General features: G+C 58.1%; 18 protein-coding genes. 7 read left to right on the plus strand and 11 right to left on the minus strand.

Features of this window, described 5'->3' with window-relative positions; translation table 11 throughout:
• Positions 1-103 precede the first annotated feature (103 nt).
• The gene (gene ubiA / locus M8T91_RS18070; RefSeq protein WP_301419147.1) at positions 104-946 is read right to left on the minus strand and encodes a 4-hydroxybenzoate octaprenyltransferase; all 843 of its coding nucleotides are present in this window, start codon (positions 944-946) and stop codon (positions 104-106) included.
• Positions 947-981: 35 nt separating this feature from the next.
• Positions 982-1,584, minus strand: a complete 603-nt coding sequence (locus M8T91_RS18075; RefSeq protein WP_301415615.1) for a chorismate--pyruvate lyase family protein — start codon at positions 1,582-1,584, stop codon at positions 982-984.
• A 146-nt stretch (positions 1,585-1,730) separates the two neighbouring features.
• Here M8T91_RS18075 and M8T91_RS18080 point away from each other — a divergent pair, with 146 nt between their 5' ends.
• Positions 1,731-3,050 carry a dicarboxylate/amino acid:cation symporter gene (locus M8T91_RS18080; RefSeq protein WP_301415616.1) on the plus strand — a complete coding sequence of 440 codons (1,320 nt, stop codon included), beginning with the start codon at positions 1,731-1,733 and terminating at the stop codon, positions 3,048-3,050.
• 7 nt (positions 3,051-3,057) lie between these two features.
• On the opposite strand, the gene recG is transcribed toward M8T91_RS18080, so the two are convergent.
• Positions 3,058-5,160 (minus strand): ATP-dependent DNA helicase RecG, encoded by a 2,103-nt coding sequence (gene recG / locus M8T91_RS18085; RefSeq protein ID WP_301415617.1) that lies wholly within the window; start codon positions 5,158-5,160, stop codon positions 3,058-3,060.
• Positions 5,139-6,062, minus strand: a complete 924-nt coding sequence (locus tag M8T91_RS18090; RefSeq protein WP_301419149.1) for a hydrogen peroxide-inducible genes activator — start codon at positions 6,060-6,062, stop codon at positions 5,139-5,141. Before M8T91_RS18090 ends, recG begins: the two co-directional genes overlap by 22 nt.
• Before the next feature lie 189 nt (positions 6,063-6,251).
• On the opposite strand from M8T91_RS18090, the gene M8T91_RS18095 reads away from it, so the two are divergent.
• On the plus strand, positions 6,252-6,512 hold the full coding sequence (locus M8T91_RS18095) for a GlsB/YeaQ/YmgE family stress response membrane protein (protein ID WP_299943211.1): 261 nt from the start codon (positions 6,252-6,254) through the stop codon (positions 6,510-6,512).
• Between the two features lie 230 nt (positions 6,513-6,742).
• On the plus strand, positions 6,743-7,627 hold the full coding sequence (locus M8T91_RS18100; protein WP_301415618.1) for an NAD-dependent epimerase/dehydratase family protein: 885 nt from the start codon (positions 6,743-6,745) through the stop codon (positions 7,625-7,627).
• Between the two features lie 58 nt (positions 7,628-7,685).
• Here the strand turns inward: M8T91_RS18100 and M8T91_RS18105 are convergent, their stop codons facing one another.
• From M8T91_RS18105 to gmk, 4 genes are all read right to left on the minus strand, one after another.
• Positions 7,686-8,069 carry a RidA family protein gene (locus M8T91_RS18105; RefSeq protein ID WP_301415619.1) on the minus strand — a complete coding sequence of 128 codons (384 nt, stop codon included), beginning with the start codon at positions 8,067-8,069 and terminating at the stop codon, positions 7,686-7,688.
• 142 nt (positions 8,070-8,211) lie between these two features.
• On the minus strand, positions 8,212-10,329 hold the full coding sequence (gene spoT / locus M8T91_RS18110) for a bifunctional GTP diphosphokinase/guanosine-3',5'-bis pyrophosphate 3'-pyrophosphohydrolase (protein WP_301415620.1): 2,118 nt from the start codon (positions 10,327-10,329) through the stop codon (positions 8,212-8,214).
• A gap of 55 nt (positions 10,330-10,384) precedes the next feature.
• Positions 10,385-10,648: a DNA-directed RNA polymerase subunit omega gene (gene rpoZ, locus M8T91_RS18115; RefSeq protein ID WP_301415621.1), complete on the minus strand. Its 264-nt coding sequence runs from the start codon at positions 10,646-10,648 to the stop codon at positions 10,385-10,387.
• A gap of 99 nt (positions 10,649-10,747) precedes the next feature.
• Entirely contained in the window at positions 10,748-11,368 is a 621-nt protein-coding gene (gmk, locus tag M8T91_RS18120; RefSeq protein ID WP_301415622.1) for a guanylate kinase, read from the minus strand.
• An 82-nt stretch (positions 11,369-11,450) separates the two neighbouring features.
• On the opposite strand from gmk, the gene M8T91_RS18125 reads away from it, so the two are divergent.
• Positions 11,451-11,588, plus strand: a complete 138-nt coding sequence (locus M8T91_RS18125; protein WP_301415623.1) for a hypothetical protein — start codon at positions 11,451-11,453, stop codon at positions 11,586-11,588.
• A gap of 33 nt (positions 11,589-11,621) precedes the next feature.
• Here M8T91_RS18125 and M8T91_RS18130 read toward each other — a convergent pair whose 3' ends face one another.
• Entirely contained in the window at positions 11,622-12,866 is a 1,245-nt protein-coding gene (locus M8T91_RS18130) for a sterol desaturase family protein (protein WP_301415624.1), read from the minus strand.
• A gap of 374 nt (positions 12,867-13,240) precedes the next feature.
• Positions 13,241-14,128 carry a YicC/YloC family endoribonuclease gene (locus tag M8T91_RS18135; protein WP_301415625.1) on the minus strand — a complete coding sequence of 296 codons (888 nt, stop codon included), beginning with the start codon at positions 14,126-14,128 and terminating at the stop codon, positions 13,241-13,243.
• 108 nt (positions 14,129-14,236) lie between these two features.
• Here M8T91_RS18135 and rph point away from each other — a divergent pair, with 108 nt between their 5' ends.
• Complete coding sequence (gene rph / locus M8T91_RS18140; protein WP_301415626.1) at positions 14,237-14,965, plus strand: ribonuclease PH; 729 nt, start codon at positions 14,237-14,239, stop codon at positions 14,963-14,965.
• A 90-nt stretch (positions 14,966-15,055) separates the two neighbouring features.
• Here rph and M8T91_RS18145 read toward each other — a convergent pair whose 3' ends face one another.
• Positions 15,056-15,823: an exodeoxyribonuclease III gene (locus M8T91_RS18145; protein ID WP_301415627.1), complete on the minus strand. Its 768-nt coding sequence runs from the start codon at positions 15,821-15,823 to the stop codon at positions 15,056-15,058.
• A gap of 114 nt (positions 15,824-15,937) precedes the next feature.
• Between M8T91_RS18145 and pyrE the strand changes: the two genes are divergently transcribed.
• Positions 15,938-16,591 (plus strand): orotate phosphoribosyltransferase, encoded by a 654-nt coding sequence (gene pyrE / locus M8T91_RS18150; RefSeq protein ID WP_301415628.1) that lies wholly within the window; start codon positions 15,938-15,940, stop codon positions 16,589-16,591.
• 44 nt (positions 16,592-16,635) lie between these two features.
• Complete coding sequence (locus M8T91_RS18155; protein ID WP_301415629.1) at positions 16,636-17,238, plus strand: hypothetical protein; 603 nt, start codon at positions 16,636-16,638, stop codon at positions 17,236-17,238.
• The last annotated feature ends 34 nt before the right edge of the window (positions 17,239-17,272 follow it).

Genomic DNA, 17,272 nt, shown 5'->3' on the forward strand with positions numbered 1-17,272 from the left:
TGCTATTTCCGCTCTGTTGTCAGGATTTCCCATCACCGCCGGGGATTAAACGGGAATAGTATGACAAATATATGACGATCGCCCCCAGGCTCCCAATGCTGGGCTAATTCAGCAGGTATTGCATTGATATACCCATGAAAATAGCCAAACCCACCCAGTTATTGTTGAGAAAAGCCTGAAAACAGGCATCCCGCTCCCGCTTGCGAATCAGCCACTGCTGGTAGGTGAAGAGTATCGCCACAGCGACCAAACCCAAATAATAGACGGTGCCCAATCCAAAGCGCTGACCGAGGAACAAAAGAGCGATCAATACCAATAGCTGCAGGGTTGCAGTCAAACCCCTATCCATGTCGCCAAACAGGATTGCTGTGGATTTCACCCCGATTTTCAGATCGTCGTCGCGGTCCACCATCGCGTAGAAGGTGTCGTAGCACAGGGTCCACAACAGGTTTGCTGTGTACAACAGCCATGCCTGGGGGGGGATTTCGCCGCTGACCGCGGCAAAAGCCATGGGGATACCCATACTGAAAGCGGCCCCCAGGACTACCTGCGGCAGATGGGTGTGACGCTTGGCAAAGGGGTAGCAAAAAGCGAGCCCCAGGGCCGGCAGCGACAGGGTTATCGTGAGTGTGTTGGTAGTCAGCACCAACCCGAAAGCCACAGCGCTGAGTCCGGCGAATAGCCCCAGAGCCGCACGGGGGGAGATACTGCCGGTGGCGAGCGGACGCCCCGCTGTGCGTTTCACATGGCGATCAATTTCACGATCGGCGAAGTCGTTGACCGCACAGCCAGCTGCGCGCATCAGGATCACCCCGAGCGTAAACACGGCTGACAGGTGCAATCCAGGCCAACCGCCGGCGGCCAGCCACAGCGCGGACCAGGTGGGCCACAGCAGTAGCAGTATACCAATGGGCTTGTGCATACGTGCCAGCTGCCAGTAGGGCATCACAGCGGGCCAGCGCCGTGCAAGATATTCGCTGATCAAGGCGGATTCTCTCTGTCGTTGGATGCGGTGGCCCCGCTGGGCGGCCCGTCGGGCCGGAAGCTCGAGAGAAAAGTCTCGGCTACCAGCAGTGGCTTGTCCCGCAGCCAGAATGTGGAGCGGCGCCCCCAGGCATTGTCACTCTCCCTATCGAGTGCTGCCAGTTGCAGGCAGGGGTTGCGTGTCAGGTGGTTGAACTCCATATTGCCACGGCGAATGCCGGGCTCGCTGAACAGCAATTCCCCCAGCGGCCGATTGTCCAGACTGCGCAGGTTGCGGGATTTGCCCTGCAGACTGCGCAAAGGCAGGATGCTGCGTGCAAAGACCCAGGGGTGGCCGAGACCGTACAACAGCACTTCGCGCACTAGCGCTCGGCTGTGTGTACGCAAATTGAGTGCGCGGCACTCCTCCGCATGGGGTAGTTGCCAGCACTGGCTCAATACCTGCACGCGAAAATCCCCCCGGCTCAGTCGTTTGAGTGCGGCAGTGAGCGAACCGGGGTATTCCAGCCAGGGCAACAGCACCTGTGGGGGCTGAGGGTGGGCCGGCTCAAGCAACTGCCCATGCCAATCGCCAGTGGGCACAAACGGGGATTGGTACAACGATCACTCCGCAATCTGGAAAAAGCAGCATTGTACCTCGCCCGTTAACGGCTGGCCCCCTCCCGTTGCAGTTTTGCTCCCCGTGGTATCAATGGATATAGTGGGCAAAGCATTGAAAACAACGAATACACAGAGAGAAGCTTGCTATGGGGCTTACTACCAGAATTGTGATAGGCATGGTTACGGGTATTGCCCTTGGCCTGTTATTTAATACGCTCAGTATGAGCGGGTTCCCGGGGGCCGGGGTCAACGAGGCGATTAATGTCTACCTCACCGAAGGCTTGTTCGATATCGTCGGCCAGATTTTTATCGCCTCATTGAAACTCATGGTGGTACCGCTGGTGTTGGTTTCCCTGATCAGCGGTGCCTGCGCCCTATCGGAAGGCAGCCGCATTGGGCCACTGGCGGGTAAAACAATTCTGCTCTACATGATCACCACGGCAATAGCTATCACCCTGGCTTTATGCCTGGCTTTGGTATTTCAGCCCGGTGTCGGTGTGAACGAGGCAGCGGCACAGGCAACTGCCGTCTTCCAGCCAAAACAGCCTCCGCCACTCTCCGAGGTGCTGGTGAATATTTTCCCCACCAATCCGGTGGCAGCCATGGCCGAGGGCAATATGCTGCAGATCATTGTGTTTGCTCTGCTGATGGGTTATGCCATCTCCCGCTGTGGTGAACCGGGGCAGCGCATTGCCGCTTTCTTTAATGACCTCAACAGTGTTGTCCTGCGCATGGTCGGGGTGTTGATGGTATTCGCTCCCTACGGGGTCTTTGCCCTGTTGGCGAAGACCTTTGCAGATCTGGGGCTAGCAGGTTTGGTGCAGCTTGGGAAGTACTTCCTGGTTGTGCTGGGGGCCCTGCTGTTACACGCTCTGGGTGTCTATTCACTGATTCTCAAACTGCTGAGTGGGCTCAATCCGCTGGAGCTGCTCAAGAAGATGCGCTCCACCATGGTGTTCGCCTTCAGCACCGCCTCTTCGGCCGCCACCATCCCGGTGACCTTGTCGACCGTGGAAAAGCGCCTGGGTGTTGACAACAAGGTAGCGGCATTCACTATCCCGCTTGGGGCCACCATCAATATGGATGGCACCGCAATTATGCAGGGAGTGGCCACAGTCTTTATTGCCCAGTTCTTCGGTGTGGAGATCGGCTTGATCGGCTATTTGACCGTGATACTCACGGCGACCCTGGCCTCCATCGGTACTGCCGGTGTGCCTGGCGTCGGCCTGATTATGCTGGGTATGGTGCTACAGCAAGTGGGGCTGCCACTGGAGGGGATTGCCATCGTAATCGGTGTCGACCGCCTGCTGGATATGGTGCGCACTGCAGTGAATATTACCGGTGATTCGGTAGTGAGCAGTGTAGTGGCGAAAAGTGAAGGCGCCCTGGACGAGGAGATTTTCTACGACGCTAACTACGACAGCGTGGGCATCGGCGATTCTAAAAATACCATCGGCGCCCATTGAGTTTCCATCAAGCCTCGGCGAAACGGGGCTTGTTCTGTAACCAGCGCCGGATCAGCAGGCGCCGTATTTCCTGATTGAGTGCCGGGGATGCAGCAATCCTCTGTACCTGCGGCAGTAGCCCGGCATCCCTTTGCAGATCGGCAATCCGATGCTGGATCTCACCGGTCTGGCGGGTGCCGAGAATCTCACCAGGCCCGCGCAAGCGCAGATCCTCCTCGGCGATGGCGAAGCCATCACTGTGCTGGCGCAGGGCCTGCAGACGCGCACGGCCATTGTTCGACAGTGGCTTGCCGTATAAAAGCACGCAGTGACTGGCGATGGAACCCCGCCCGACACGCCCGCGCAACTGGTGCAGTTGCGCCAGACCGAGCCGTTCCGGGTTTTCAATAATCATCAGGCTTGCGTTGGGCACATCCACCCCCACTTCGATCACGGTGGTTGCCACCAGCAGGTCCACTTCCCCCGCAGTGAAGGCGCTCATCACCTGTTCTTTCTGTTCCGGCTTGAGGCGGCCATGTACCAGGGCTACCCGCACCCCATCGAGCACCTCGGTCAATTCCAGTGAGGTGGACTCTGCCGCCTGGGCCTGCAAGCTTTCAGACTCCTCAATCAGGGTGCAGACCCAGTAAGCCTGGCGGCCCTCGGCAATGGCAGTGTGCACCCGTTCCATCACCTGATCACGACGATCATTGGAAATAGCCACCGTCTGGATAGGTTGCCGTCCCGGAGGCAGCTCGTCGATGATCGAGCAGTCCAGGTCGGCGAAGGCGGACATGGCCAGAGTGCGTGGAATCGGTGTTGCTGTCATGATCAGTTGGTGCGGCTGGTGCCTGCCGATGGCACCGCTGGCGGCACCCTTCTCACGCAGCTCCAGGCGCTGGCGCACCCCGAAGCGGTGCTGCTCATCGATAATCACCAGCGCCAGGTTGTGGAAAGCCACCTCCGCTTGGAAAAGTGCATGAGTACCCACCACCAGTTGGGCCTCGCCACTGGCCACTTGTGCCAACTGTTTGCGGCGCCGAGTGGCCTTGAGGCTGCCGGTAAGCTGCGCCACCACAATGCCGAGGGGCTCCAGCCAGGCGCTGAAATTCAGGCGGTGCTGTTCGGCGAGGATCTCCGTGGGGGCCATAATCGCCACCTGGGCACCGGCGCCAATGCCCCTGAGTGCCGCCATGGCTGCGACCAGGGTCTTGCCGGCACCGACGTCGCCCTGTAGCAGGCGCATCATGGGATAATCCCGGGCCAGGTCTGTAGCAATTTCTTGACACACCCGTTGCTGGGCTGCGGTCAGGGAAAAAGGCAGGCGCGCGAGAAAATCCCGCTCCAAGGCGGTATTCACGATCAAGGGCGGCGCAGTGGCCCTGGCGCTGTTGCGGCGGAGTTCCAGCAGACTCAGATGGTGGGCGAGCAATTCCTCCAACGCCAAGCGCTGCTGTAGCGGGTGTAAACCGGCGGCCAGCTGCGCCTGTTGGGTGTCGGCGGGGGGCGAGTGCAGGTAGACGAGGGCATCTCTGAGGGGGTAGCGCAGGGCCTTCGGGAGCAGTTCCGGGGGTAGCAGTTCGGCGATCTGGCGATCCTGCAGTTGCGCCAGCACCTGTTGTACCAGCCCGCGCATGCGCCTTTGGCTCACGCCCTCAGTGAGAGGATACACCGGGGTTAGCGCCCTCTCGGTGACAGCGGCCGCACCGTGCACTATTTCGGTCTCCGGGTGGCAGAGTTCGAGCCCGGCGTTGCCATGGCGCGCCTCGCCGTAGCAGCGCAGGCGTACCCCGCGGGCAAAGCGGCTTTTCTGCGCTGCGGAAAAATGGAAAAAACGCAGGGTGATGATACCGCTGTTGTCCTGTAGTCGCACCACCAGGCTGCGCCGACGCCCGAACACAATATCCGCTGTAGCCACCTCCCCTTCAATCACCGCCTCCTGCCCCGCATTCAGATCGGCAATCGGGATAACCCGTGTGCGATCCTGGTAGCGCAGTGGCAGATGGAAGAGCAAATCCTGCAGGGAGCGAATGTGCAGTTTTTCCAATACTTGGGCAAATCTATCCCCAACGCCCTTCAGGGCGGTAACAGGCTGTTCAGCCAGACTGGTTAGGGCTCGATCAGATGGCACTGGCCGATCGCCTCACGCAAGATATCAATGGCACGGTGGCGCGGGAAGCTGGCTCGCCAGGCCAGAGCAACGGTGCGATGTGGCCCCGGCGCCGTGAAGGAACGGGTTTCCAGCAGGCCACTGGCGTACTGCGGCGCTGTGGCGGCGGACAGAGGCAGTATGGTAATGCCGAGCCCGGAAGCCACCATATGGCGCAGGGTCTCCAGAGAGCTACCGTCAGAAGCAGTGCGGATGCCCCCTCCACCAGCGTGCTTCTCCATGCTCAGTAGCAGGTGCGGGCAGGCCTCGAGGACCTGATCGCGAAAGCAGTGCCCTTCGCCGAGGAGCAGGACATTGTCCTCAGTGAGCTGATCCGGGGAGAGACTCTCATACTCTGTCAGGGGGTGATCCGCCGGCAATAACACCACAAAAGGCTCGTCATAGAGGGGTTGAGTAACCACATCCGGTTCGGTGAAAGGCAGCGCGATAATAATCGTATCCAGATCCCCCTTGCGCAGGCGCTGGCGCAGGGTGGCCGTATAACCCTCTTCCACATAGAGGGGCATTTCCGGGGCCAGGTGCTGCAGTTGCGGTATAAAGTGTGGGAACAGATAGGGCCCGATGGTAAAGATTGCGCCCACAGACAGGGGGCTGGCAAGCTGATCCTTGCCCGCGCTGGCGATGTCCTTGATTGCCGCCGACTGTTCCAATACCAGCTGGGCCTGGGCGACAATGCGCTCTCCTAAAGGCGTTGCCTGAACCCGGGTTTTGGAGCGCTCAAACAACGCCACGCCCAGTTCTTTTTCCAGTTTTTTGACCGCAATCGACAGCGTTGGCTGGCTCACGTAGCAGCGTTCGGCGGCTCGGCCGAAATGCTGCTCCTGGGCGAGGGTGACGATGTAGCGCAATTCATTGAGAGTCATAGTAAAGGTAATCAATTATTCTCGGGTGATAGATATTATTCATATATAATAGCCGATAGCCAATTTCCGGGCGCACTCTGTAGCCCGAAGTCCAAATTTAGAAAAATTTACCAATTATGAGCGGCCCTAGAGGATTGAGGCGCAAAATTTTGCTATATCTAATGGGAGCACAGCGAGCGGAGAAGCGTGATGGGAATTCTATCCTGGGTCATTCTCGGACTGATTGCCGGCGCCTTGGCGAAGTGGATTATGCCCGGAAAAGACCCCGGTGGCTGGATAGTCACAATGGCCATTGGCATTATTGGTGCCTTTATCGGCGGTTGGCTGGGTGCCCTGGCGGGGATTGGCGGACCGGTGACTGGTTTTGGTTTTGGCGACATAATAACAGCGACCATTGGTGCAATTATCTTTCTCGCAATTTACCGCCTGCTCAAGCGGCGCGGAAATTAGCTAAATAAACAGCGCAGTAAGCGGTATGGCGGGGCCGCCGATACCCGCAGCGGTAATTCATGGATGATAGCCCGCAATGGTTTGCGGGATCATTCTGGAGCCTTCCGAAGGTATTGGGCGTTCAGGGCTTGAGTGTATCCAGATCTGGGGTTTCTCTGGCAGGACTCTATAAACAGAATCAAGGGAATAAGGCAGATGGGCAGTTTTTTGCACTGTTTGCCGGAAACGATATGACACAACAAGAAAATCTTTGGATCCTTGGGTGTGGTGACCTCGGAGCGCGTTTGGCGCTGAGTATAGACCGTGACAAATACACAGTGTACGGCATGCGGCGCAACCCGCTGGTGGCTCTGGCGAGCAAGCGCCGCGCGGATGTGGTCAACTGGCGCAGGGGGGACGCCACCAAGGCGAGGGATATAGAGCGATTGCTGGCTGCCGGGGCCGATATTGTCCTCGCCACTTTCAGCCCGGATGAGCATACACCAGGCGGTTACCAGCGAGCCTATGTGGAAACCGCCAGCGCCCTCGGGGAGGTAATCCCGCTTCTGCCAAAACCGCCACGGCTGGTACTCTGGGTATCCTCCACCCGGGTTTACGGACAGAGTGAGGAGGAGTTGATCGACGAGCTGACTCCGCCGGTGCCCGGCAGTTTCCAAGGGGAGGCGCTGCTGAAGGCGGAGGAAATCATACGGGCGGCTGTACCCGCCGCCTGTATTGTGCGCTTTGCCGGTATCTATGGACCGGGCCGCGACCGCTTGCTGTCACAAGTTCGCGCCGGGCGCTGTGCACCACCACAGCCGCCCCAGTACAGCAACCGTATCCATGTGGATGACTGTATCGGCTTTCTGCTGCACCTGATCGAGCGGCACAAGCGGGGCTGGACCCCGGAGCCGCTCTATATTGTCGCGGACAGCAAACCTGTGCCCATGTACGAGTTGCAGCAATGGCTGGTGAAGGCCATGGGTTATACCAGTGCACATTTGCGCGAGATAGTGCAGACCAGCGAGCGGCGCTCAAAGAGGCTGGGGAACCAGCGCATGCTGGCCAGCGGTTACGTGTTGAAATACCCGGATTACAAGGCCGGCTACGGCGCCCTGCTGGAGGCGGAGGGTTGAGAAACCGCTGTCTGAAGCGGTCGGCTTCTCCGGCGTTGTTCACAGGCACTGGGGGCGTTTAGGGCACCATCACACCTTCGGCTTCAAATTGTGCGCCCAGGGGCAGCTCCTTGACAGCGACAGTCGCCCGCGCCGGGTAGGGCTCCTGAAAGAATTCAGTCATCACTTCGTTGACACAGGCAAAATTGTCGCTGTCGGTGATATAAAGGTTCAGCTTTACAATATGTTGCAGTGTGCCGTTTGCCGCCTCACAGACCGCTTTGAGATTGCGGAACACCTGGCGCACCTCGTCGGCAAAACTGCCGCAAACCATTTCTTGTGACTGGGGATCAATCCCTATCTGCCCGGACAAGTAAACCGTATTGTTGACCTTTACCGCCTGGGAATAGGTGCCTGCTGCGGCCGGTGCCTTGTCTGTTTTTATAATTGCGCGGTTGGGCATGGGGTACTCCTTTACCTGTTGGTATCTGGGAAGGAAAGCGGATAAATATAGCGCGCTTTAACGACAAATGGCAGCGCCATGAGACAGCAAAGCAGAGAGGTTCATCGGCTTTTAAACCGATGCATGGCGGCAGTGACCGGTTCTAGGGACGAGCGATGCGGATGACCGAAGGCAGGTTGCGCAATCGCTTCATGACTCTCGCCAAGTGCACCCGGCCGCTCACTTCCAGGGTCAGGGAGATCACACTATTGTGTGCGTCTTTTTCATCTACATTGATCTGTTCAATACTGGCCCCCTCTTCCGTAATCCGGGTCGCCAGACGTGCGATAATACCGCGTTCGGATTCCACCTCCACGCGCACATCGCCGAGAAAGTCCCCTTTGACATCCGGTGACCAGTTCACCAGCATAAGATTTTCCGGATGCTCGCGAAAGTCACTGGTATTGCGGCAGGTATCCCGGTGGACGACCACCCCTTTGCCAGAGCTGATATGGCCAATTATGGTATCTCCGGGGATTGGCCGGCAGCAGCGTGCGAAGCTGATCATCATGCCCTCCTGGGCATCGATGGTCAGCGGCGAAGAGATGTGGCTCATTTCAGCCTCTTCACTGTGTGCCGGGGCCAGCAGCTTGGCCGCGGAGAAGGCGACTTTGTTGCCGAGACCAATCTCCTCCAGCAGCTTTTCCAAGGTCGCGCATTTGGCTTCCTTCAGGCCTCGTGCCAGCTGCTCCTGGGTCAGGGCTTCCAGGTGTGTTTCAAACTTGTTCAGGGCTTTTTCCAGCAGGCGCCGGCCCAGGGCGATGGAGTCGTGGTGGCGCTGGTGTTTGAGGAAGTGACGAATGGCACTGCGGGCCTTGGCGGTGACCACAAAATTGAGCCAGTTGGGGTTCGGTTGGGCATTTTTACGGGTGAGAATTTCAACTTTCTGCCCGCTTTCCAGGGGTTGCGACAGTGGTGCCAGGCGCTGGTTAATGCGTACGGCCACACAGGTATTGCCGATATCCGTATGAACTGAATAGGCGAAGTCCACGGCGGTAGCACCGGAGGGCAGATCGATAATCTGACCCTTTGGGGTAAACACGTAGACCTCGTCGGGGAACAGGTCGATTTTGACATTCTCGATAAACTCCAGGGAGTCACCTGCGCGCTGCTGCATTTCCAGCAGTCCCTGCACCCAGCGGCGCGCACGCACCTGGCTGGTACCGCCGGTATTGATGACCTCTTCGCCGGAAGCCTTGTACAGCCAGTGGGCAGCTATGCCGCTGTTGGCCATCTCGTCCATTTCCTTGGTGCGGATCTGTACCTCAATCGGTACACCATGCATCCCCAGCAGCACGGTGTGCAGTGACTGGTAGCCGTTGGATTTGGGGATGGCGATATAGTCCTTGAAATCAGAAATCACCGGTTTATACAGGCTGTGCATCACACCCAGTACCCGGTAACAGGTGTCCACACTGTCCACGATGATACGAAAGGCATAGACGTCCATGATCTCCTTGAAAGATTTCTTTTTGGCGCGCATCTTCTGGTAAATACTGAAGAGATGTTTCTCGCGACCAATCACCAGGGAACTGATGCCCTCCCGTTGCAGACGCAATTCGATGGCGTTCTGGATCTGTTCGAGTAACTCCTTGCGGTTGCCGCGCGCAGCAACCAGGGCGGCGCGCAGGCGGCTGGCGCGCAGGGGATAAATGGCGAAGAAGGCGCGGTCCTCGAATTCGATACGCACATCGTTCATTCCCAGGCGGTGGGCAATGGGCGCGTAGATCTCCAGGGTTTCGCGGGCGATACGCGCGCGTTTCTGCGGTTTAAGCGCTCCCAGAGTGCGCATGTTGTGCAAGCGGTCGGCCAGCTTCACGAGGATAACGCGGATATCCCGCGCCATGGCCAGGGCCATTTTCTGGAAGTTCTCCGCCTGCTTTTCCGCCGGGCTGTCGGTCTCGAACTGGGTCAGCTTGGAGACGCCATCGACAAGATCGGCCACCTCGCTGCCAAATTGCTCCGCCAGTGCCGCCTTGGGAATGCCGGTATCCTCGATCACATCGTGCAGCATGGCCGCAGCCAGGCTCTCGTGGTCCATATGCATACCGGCGAGAATGGTTGCCACTGCCAGGGGATGGGTCACATAGGGTTCGCCGGAGCGGCGCTGCTGCCCGTCGTGGGCCTGCTCGGCATAGAAATAGGCGCGGCGGACTATCTGGATCTGATCGGGAGACAGGTATGAGGAGAGGCGGTGGGCCAGACTATCGATGGTGTGCAATGCCGCGCGCGCCTCTCATATCACTCACTTACACCGGGCAGGGGAATAACCGGGATCAGATTTCCTGGCCGGAGAGATAAGCCGGAGCCGCCATCGCGGCTGGCGTTTCATCTATATCCGGCTCATCGAGGACGCTGGCGTCTACCAGGCCTTCCTCAATTTCGCGCAGGGCGATCACGGTGGGTTTGTCGTTCTCTTCCGGAACCAGGGGGTCCCGGCCGCCTGTAGCGATCTGGCGGGCGCGCCGGCTGCCCACGATAACAAGCTCGAAGCGGTTGTCGACATGCTCCAGGCAATCTTCAACAGTAATACGTGCCATAAACTTTCGGTTCCATTCTCTGTGCCCGCAGGGCAAATTCTGTTCGGGATAGCGGTTATTTTACCGGACTATAGAGTGTACGCAATTCGATCAATCGGCTCAACGGCGCAGCAGTGCCTGCAGCAGTGCCCCGTGGCGCAGTTGCTGCTGCGCGAGGCGCTGACGCTGGGCCAGGATGATAGCCCGCAGCTCTGCCAGGGCCTGGTTAAAGTCATCGTTGATTACCAGGTAATCCGCTTCGACATAGTGTGTCATCTCGTCGATGGCCTGATCCATTCGCCGATCAATCACGGGCTGGTCGTCCTGTCCGCGGCCAGTGAGGCGCTCGCGCAGAGCCTCCTGGGACGGCGGCAGGATAAATACACCAACGGTACCAGCGTGCAGGCGTCGCACCTGTGCAGCACCCTGCCAGTCAATTTCCAGAATAATGTCGCAACCGCTGGCGAGGGTCTCTGCCACCGCCTTTTTGGCGGTACCATAGTAATTGTCGCCATACACCTGGGCGTGCTCGAGAAAAGCATCCTGTGCAAGCATGGCCAGGAACTCCCCGCTTGCCACGAAATGGTAATCGACACCGTGTACCTCACCAGGGCGTTTGGTGCGGGTGGTATGGGAAATAGACACCTTGACCTGGCTGTCGCTTGCCACCAGCGCCTTCACCAAACTGGTTTTCCCTGCACCTGAGGGTGCGGACACGGTATAGAGGGTTCCTATTGGCACATCTGGTCCTGTTCATGGGCAAAGCGTGCATTATAGCCCAAGCCCCGGAGTTGCGATGCCTGCAACGGGTGGAACCAAGGTCATGAAAGTGGGGTGGGCTAAAAACCCGACCGAGCTTAAAGAGGAAGAACCGGGTGCACAGTTGCACTATACCGTCTACGCGTCTGTTTCCGGCCGGGATACTCTTGTGGTGGTAGCAGCGTGGGCGCTCAATCACTAGCGACTGCCTGCGACTGAGACGTGCCCCGCATTGCTAATTCCCAGCAAGGGCGACAGTATCCTTTTTATCCGTGATTGCCAGCCACCACCACAGCAGGGCACTGATAAGAATATAGGCAGCGATAAAGAGCGCAAATTTGGGGTTTAGCAGCGGAAGACCCACGGCCAGGAGCGCGAGGCGCAGGGGCTCCAGAACTCTGGCCCATGGGTGCCCGTCCAGGATGCGCCCGTTGACCACCAGGCAGAATACCAGTGCGGTCACAACCGCCAGTAACTGTGCAAAGCCCAGTTGTGTATTGAACCAGAGCAGAGCCAGGCTGGCGGCGGAATAGCACAGATGCTGGATCAGCGCATAGTTGCGTCGGCCGCGGCGGATGTGGGGATCGAAGCGCTGGAAATGCGTGAGATCGGTGGAGGATACGGGCATGGCCGCCTCCGCATCTGCAGGTCGGTAGCCGGTGCGACGAAACCACAGGGTGAGTTTATCTCGCCAACTCTTGGTGTACCACGCATCCAGTGCCATGCGCTTCAGATGCTGCAGGTTGGCCGCCAGAGGATCGAAGGTGTTGAGGGGTTTGCGCACGCCGTAGATACAGGGTTCGCTATCGAGTTCCTCCTGGTAGGTGCCAAACAGGCGGTCCCATAAAATCAGGATGCCGCCGTAATTTTTGTCGACATAGACCGCATTCTGGGCGTGGTGTACGCGGTGGTTGGACGGGGTGATAAAGAACCACTCCATCCAGCGTATCTTGGGAATTTTTTGTGTGTGTACCCAGAATTGATAGAGAAGATCTATGGCACCGGCAGTGATCACCATCTCTGCGGGCAGGCCGATCAATAGTAGCGGCAGATAAAAGACCCAATCGAGTTGCACACCGCCGCTCGATTGACGCAGGGCGGTGGTGAGATTGTAGTCCTCGCTCTGGTGATGCACTAGGTGCCCGGCCCAGAAGAGATTGAGCTCGTGGCTGACGCGGTGTTTCCAGTAGTAGCAGAAATCGTAGGCGATAACCGCAATAAGCAGGTGCCAGCCGTTGGTCATGGACCAGTCGAAGCCCGCCAGCTGATAATAGGGCGCCAGCAAATGGTACAGCGGGATATACACAACCAGGAACAGACTTTTATAGGTCAGCCCCAGGATACGGCTGAGAATACCCGTGCCGAGATTACCCAGGGCGTCGTTAAGGCGGTAGACCCCCCACCCTTTCCAGCGGTCCAACGCGAGTTCGGACAGGACGGCGATCAGGAAGAAAGGAATGGCCAGGGTAATCAGGCTCACGGTGACCTCTTATGGTATTGGGTAACACTGGATACCGTAGTTGTCCTGACTTTGCCACATGGGCCGCAAGCGGAAAATATATACAGAGGCTGGATTCCGAAATTCATCAGTGTTATCGCCGGGAGATCCTCCACGGGGAGCCGGTGAGATCTCGGAGGACGATACAAAAGCCTTCTCCCAGTTTAAGCCCGCACCGCTTGCGAAGGTCACAACGGGCAGTAGGACAAAGCGCTGGGTGGGTTTACATAATCCCTTACAGGATGGCTTCCGTCTTCGGCTAACCTCAGAGAACGACCCAGTGATCACGATCCAGTTGAAATTTCCGTGTTTTCAGTGATCCCCATGCGCAAGCCCAGTGAGGATGGCGCTGGGTGTTACTCGATATTTTGTACCTGCTCCCGCATCTGCTCAATGAGGACCTTCAATTCCACCGCAGCCTGGGTGGTACTCGTTACAATGGATTTTGCAGACAGGGTGTTGGCCTCGCGATTGAACTCCTGCATCAGGAAATCCAGTCGTCGACCTATGGCGCCACCACCAGAGAGCACTCGGCGTGTCTCGGTGGTGTGTGCATCCAGCCGGTCCAGCTCTTCATCCACATCCGCTTTTTGAGCCAGAAGTACAATTTCCTGTTCCAGGCGCTCTTTGTCCAGATCCAGTGAGAATTCCTCTAGTCGGCTACGCAGCTTTTCCCGTTGCGCCTCCAGGATTTGTGGAAGCAGCTCGCGCACCTGGGAGATTTGTTCCTCGATTCCCACCAGGCGGGTTTCAATAAAATTGGCCAGCTCTGCCCCTTCGCGCTCCCGATTTGCCAAAAGCTGTTGCAGGGCTTCGCGAAAAGCCTGTAGAACAGTGGCGGACTGTCGCTCGGGATCGGTTTCCGGCTCACCGATCACACCGGGCCACTGGAGAATCTGCAAGGGGTTGAGCGGCAGGGTGTCCTCGCCCGCAGCCACCTGTTTGGCGGCCTGTAACAGCGCCTGCGCCAATGCCTGGTTGACCTCCAGCCCGACAGTTTCCCCACTGTTGGTTTTGAGAGTCAGGGTAAGTTCGATTTTGCCGCGGGACAGGTTTTTGCGCAAAATATCGCGCAGCTTGGCCTCCAGCGCGCGCGCGGCCTCGGGAAGGCGGAAGTTGGGCTCCAGGTAGCGGTGGTTTACCGAACGCAACTCCCAGATGGCAATTCCTGATTCGAAAATGGCCTCGGCGCGCCCGAAAGCAGTCATGCTGCGCACGCTGTTTTGTTCCCGGTTATCGGCCATCGCGGATCCTCTGCAGGCGTTTTGTCAGCCCGACATCATAGCACAGCGTCCGGATGCCCATGGGGGGTATATAATGCAGGGCTTCCATGCAATAGATCGAGGTGAGTTATGCAGCGACCCAGTGGCCGTGCACCGGCGCAACTGCGTCCCATCAAGATTACCCGCAACTATACCCGTCACGCTGAGGGTTCTGTGCTGGTGGCGTTCGGCGGCACCAAAGTGCTGTGCAATGCCTCTGTCTCAAGTGAAGTGCCGCGGTTTTTACGCGGTCGAGGCAGTGGCTGGATCACGGCGGAGTACGGTATGCTGCCGCGCTCCACCGGTACACGTATGCCCAGGGAGGCAGCCAAGGGTAAACAAAGTGGCCGCACAGTGGAGATTCAGCGCCTGATTGGTCGCTCCCTGCGGGCGGCTGTAGATCTGGAGAAACTCGGTGAAAACCAGATTACTCTTGATTGTGATGTCATTCAGGCCGATGGTGGTACGCGTACAGCGGCAATTACCGGCGCCTGTGTGGCGCTGGTGGATGCCCTGCGCCATATGCAGCGGGAGAAGCTGCTCAGCGAAGACCCGCTGTTAAATCTGGTTGCGGCGGTATCCGTGGGTATCTATGCGGGGCAGCCGGTGCTGGACCTGGATTATCCCGAGGACAGTGGCGCCGATACTGATATGAACCTGGTGATGGCGGCAGACGGCGGCATGATTGAGGTGCAGGGAACCGCCGAGGGCGCGCCCTTTTCTGAAAAGCAGTTTGCCCAGATGCTGGGTTTGGGCAAGGCGGGAATTGACGAATTGATTGCCCTGCAGAAAGAGGCTTTGGAAGCGCGTGGCGACTGAAATTCAGCAGACTTCCGGCTGCCTGGCCTGGCAGTCTCTGCCGGGGCGCGCATTCTCCCGGAGTGCGATACCGCCTCGGCCCGCCGCTAGTTACACCTCGAGGTCATAATCCATAGTTACCGGCAGGTGGCTGGAGAAATTGACATTCTTGTTGATGGCGCCGTATTCGATGCGATTTTTCAGTCCGTGTGAAACGATCTGCATATCGGTGCGCCAGCCATCGCCCTCGCCGAGAGTGCCACTGGGCCACCAGGTGAACTCATCCGTGTCTTTAACCACCCGGCGGAAAGCATCGGCATAGCCGATTTCATTGAACAACTGGTCCAGCCAGCGCTGTTCATGGCGCATAAACCCCGGGGTATCCTGATGGTCCTGCCAGTTTTGCACATCGGCGCGGCGATGTGCCATGCCCCAGTTGCCACAGAAGATAAAGTCGCGGCGTTTGCGGCTGACCTTGTGCAGGTGCGCCTGCATATCGTCGAAGAACTGTACCTTTTTCTCCAGGGTTGCCTCGCCGGTGGCTGTGGGGGCGAGCAGCGAGCCGACACTCAGGCGCTCGAAGTCCGCCTGTAAATAGCGTCCGTACATGTCCTCGCCACTGGCAAAGCCCATACCGAAGATAATGGCTTTGGGCTGGCTGCGGGTGTAGATGGCCACCCCATTTTCGTGGGGTGTTCCCGAGTCGAAGAAGTAGCTGTAATAGCCATCGGGATGAAAGACAGGATGGTCCAGTTGGGGCTCGAGGGCGCGCAGGTCCTGTAGGCAGATAATGTCTGCGTCCTGCTCCGCCAGCCACTCGTAGAGGCCGCGTTGTGCGGCCTGGTGCACGCCGTCTACCGACAAGCTTACTATTCGCATTATTAGCCCCTTACCAGCGGACTGTGTATCATTAGAAACATTATGTGTGTGCCTGTCCCCGGGATTGCCACGGGGCAGTCTCCCTTCACCTTAGCCAATAGTTAACAATTTTCCATGCAGCAGTATCAGCGCGATTTTATCCAACTGGCCCTCGATCACCGGGTGTTGCGTTTCGGTGACTTCACCCTGAAATCAGGCCGTCAGAGCCCCTATTTCTTCAATGCCGGGCACTTTCATACCGGTGCAGCGCTGGCGGCACTCGGACACGCCTACGCCGAGGCGGTTATCGCTTCGGAAGTAGATTTTGATGTCATTTTCGGGCCAGCTTACAAGGGTATCCCGCTGGGTGCGGTGACCGCCGTGGCGCTGGCGCAGAGGGGCATCGACAAGCCCTTCTGCTTCAACCGCAAGGAAGCCAAGGATCACGGCGAGGGTGGAACCATAGTGGGTGCGCCGCTGGTTGGCAAGGTTTTGATTGTCGATGATGTGATTACCGCAGGTACTGCAGTGCGTGAAGTAGTGCAAATCATCGCAGCCCACGGAGCCAGGGCCGCCGGTGTGGTGATCGGACTGAACCGCCAGGAAAGAGCGAGTGAGGAATGTGAATTCTCCGCTATTCAGCAAGTGGAGAGACAGTACAATATCCCGGTGATCAGCATCGTGCAGCTGGACAATGTGATCAGTTATCTAGAGCAGGAATCGCAAGACAGCGAGACCCTGCAAAAAATTGTGGACTATCGGCAGCGTTACGGCGTTTCAGATCAATAAGACAGAATCTCTGTGGCGGGCCGAACTATTCAGTGAGAAGTGCGATGCGAGTCGCTCCCGCGGTATATTTACCAGTTGCCGCTCTGTTGTTGTCCGCCCTGACAAATGCCGCGAGCGGTGCCAGTGACCGGGTGCTCTATCGCTATACCGATGCACGGGGCATTGTGGTGCTCAATGAGGTGGTCCCACCCGAGTATGTTGCCAAAGGGTATGAGATCCTCACCCCCACTGGCCGTGTGCTCGAGGTGGTGCCCCCGCAGTTGAGCCCTGAGGAATACGCGGCGAAGCGCCAGCAGGAGGCTCAGCAGGCAGCGGACCGCAAGCTATTAAAACGCTACAACAGCATTGCCGATATTGAGAGTGCGCGGACGCGTAAGCTGGCCATTGTGGAGCAGGATATGGCCATCATGCGCTCGAATATTGCCAGCCTCGTCCGCCAGATCGCCGAAGAGGAAGCGGCAGCGGCGCGCACCCAGCGCGGTGGCCGTGAAGTGGCACCCGAGCTTCTGCGGCGAATCGCCGATTTACAGAAGGAGGTATCCGTCTTGCGCGAGCGCATCAGCCAACGTACGGAGGAAGCCCGCTCTATCGGTGCGGAATTCGACAAGGCGGTTGCCCGTTACACCGAACTCACAACCCGATCCTAACCGGGCAATCCTTCCGCTGCGTGTTCCTGGGGTT

This window comes from Microbulbifer sp. MI-G (assembly GCF_030440425.1).
Classification (GTDB): domain Bacteria; phylum Pseudomonadota; class Gammaproteobacteria; order Pseudomonadales; family Cellvibrionaceae; genus Microbulbifer; species Microbulbifer spongiae.

Bases quoted from the DNA above. Each gene is read 5' to 3' on its own strand.
- M8T91_RS18090 (WP_301419149.1), bottom strand. From the start codon at position 6,062: ATGACTCTCAATGAATTGCGCTACATCGTCACCCTCGCCCAGGAGCAG.
- M8T91_RS18135 (WP_301415625.1), bottom strand. From the start codon at position 14,128: ATGGCCGATAACCGGGAACAAAACAGCGTGCGCAGCATGACTGCTTTC.
- M8T91_RS18100 (WP_301415618.1), top strand. From the start codon at position 6,743: ATGACACAACAAGAAAATCTTTGGATCCTTGGGTGTGGTGACCTCGGA.
- M8T91_RS18095 (WP_299943211.1), top strand. From the start codon at position 6,252: ATGGGAATTCTATCCTGGGTCATTCTCGGACTGATTGCCGGCGCCTTG.
- pyrE (WP_301415628.1), top strand. From the start codon at position 15,938: ATGCAGCAGTATCAGCGCGATTTTATCCAACTGGCCCTCGATCACCGG.
- M8T91_RS18080 (WP_301415616.1), top strand. From the start codon at position 1,731: ATGGGGCTTACTACCAGAATTGTGATAGGCATGGTTACGGGTATTGCC.
- M8T91_RS18145 (WP_301415627.1), bottom strand. From the start codon at position 15,823: ATGCGAATAGTAAGCTTGTCGGTAGACGGCGTGCACCAGGCCGCACAA.
- rpoZ (WP_301415621.1), bottom strand. From the start codon at position 10,648: ATGGCACGTATTACTGTTGAAGATTGCCTGGAGCATGTCGACAACCGC.
- M8T91_RS18125 (WP_301415623.1), top strand. From the start codon at position 11,451: ATGAAAGTGGGGTGGGCTAAAAACCCGACCGAGCTTAAAGAGGAAGAA.
- M8T91_RS18155 (WP_301415629.1), top strand. From the start codon at position 16,636: ATGCGAGTCGCTCCCGCGGTATATTTACCAGTTGCCGCTCTGTTGTTG.
- ubiA (WP_301419147.1), bottom strand. From the start codon at position 946: ATGCCCTACTGGCAGCTGGCACGTATGCACAAGCCCATTGGTATACTG.
- rph (WP_301415626.1), top strand. From the start codon at position 14,237: ATGCAGCGACCCAGTGGCCGTGCACCGGCGCAACTGCGTCCCATCAAG.
- M8T91_RS18105 (WP_301415619.1), bottom strand. From the start codon at position 8,069: ATGCCCAACCGCGCAATTATAAAAACAGACAAGGCACCGGCCGCAGCA.